This is a genomic window from Legionella norrlandica (assembly GCF_000770585.1).
GTDB lineage: Bacteria > Pseudomonadota > Gammaproteobacteria > Legionellales > Legionellaceae > Legionella > Legionella norrlandica.
This window is the reverse complement of sequence record NZ_JNCF01000130.1, coordinates 1-624: the sequence shown is the minus strand read 5'-3', so window position 1 is coordinate 624 and position 624 is coordinate 1. Positions and strand designations below refer to the sequence as shown.

Here is a 624-nt window from a genome sequence, read left to right as displayed (position 1 = left end):
TCAAATTTTTCCTTCGCCATCGGAAAGTCTCCCCGTTTGCTAAATTATTACATGGTGCCCACAACTGGACTCGAACCAACGACCTCTTCCTTACCAAGGAAGTGCTCTACCACCTGAGCTATGTGGGCTTAATATATTAGCTTGCTAATTTATTGAAGAAACAAGCAAATATTATTCACTACATTGGAGCGGGTGATGGGAATCGAACCCACGCTATCAGCTTGGAAGGCTGAAGTTCTACCATTGAACTACACCCGCTTTTATCTCTTCTCTCTTAACTGGTGGAGGGGGAAGGATTCGAACCTTCGAAGGCTGAGCCGTCAGATTTACAGTCTGATCCCTTTGACCGCTCGGGAACCCCTCCAAAAAGAACGTTATTGTCTTTTAAGATGAATGGATTGTCAACAACTTTATAGTTAACGCCTAGCTCTATTAAGATGGTGCTGGCACCAGGAATCGAACCCGGGACCTACTGATTACAAGTCAGTTGCTCTACCAACTGAGCTACGCCAGCATATTCGTTTACATATCATTTAGGTTGTGTCTATAGTTTATTTTTATCCCGTTAAAACACAACCTCTATTTTTATTAAAAGCAAACATAAGTCACTTTAGTAAAAAAGCC

4 tRNA genes are annotated in these 624 nt (G+C 42.0%); all 4 read right to left on the bottom strand.

The window, feature by feature from the left end:
- Positions 1–52: 52 nt before the first annotated feature.
- Positions 53–128: transfer RNA gene (locus tag OK13_RS13730), tRNA-Thr, on the bottom strand.
- Positions 129–184: 56 nt separating this feature from the next.
- Positions 185–258: transfer RNA gene (locus tag OK13_RS13725), tRNA-Gly, on the bottom strand.
- Positions 259–279: 21 nt separating this feature from the next.
- A tRNA-Tyr gene (locus tag OK13_RS13720) sits at positions 280–364 on the bottom strand.
- 74 nt (positions 365–438) lie between these two features.
- A tRNA-Thr gene (locus OK13_RS13715) sits at positions 439–514 on the bottom strand.
- Positions 515–624: the final 110 nt, after the last annotated feature.